1 protein-coding gene is annotated in these 329 nt (G+C 58.4%); it reads left to right on the forward strand.

Annotation, left to right across the window (positions count from 1 at the left end; translation table 11 throughout):
* Window positions 1-329, forward strand: a 329-nt coding sequence (locus AUR66_RS15555) for a zinc ribbon domain-containing protein (RefSeq protein WP_157533161.1), incomplete at both ends; no start/stop codon positions are given.

A 329-nucleotide genomic window follows, 5' to 3' on the forward strand; every position in this document is an offset into this window, starting at 1 on the left:
GTCGCATTGGTCGGTCAGGGTGAACGAGAAGACACACAACTTCTGGGCGTTCAAGAAATTCACCCACCGTCTCGCGTGTGTCTGTGAGGAGTATGGTATCTCCCTCGAAGTCAAGTCGGAAGCGTGGACGAGTCAGACGTGTCCTGAGTGTGGCGACCACGAAGAGACGGTTCGCCACGGGGATACACTGGCGTGTCCGTGTGGCTTCGAGGGACACGCCGACCTCACAGCGTCAGAGACGTTCCTTCGAGAAAACAGCAATTGCGAAATCAGGCCGATGGCACGGCCCGTGCGATTCGAGTGGGACGACCACGACTGGTCGGGGAAAC

The organism is Haloferax profundi, from assembly GCF_001469865.1.
GTDB lineage: Archaea > Halobacteriota > Halobacteria > Halobacteriales > Haloferacaceae > Haloferax > Haloferax profundi.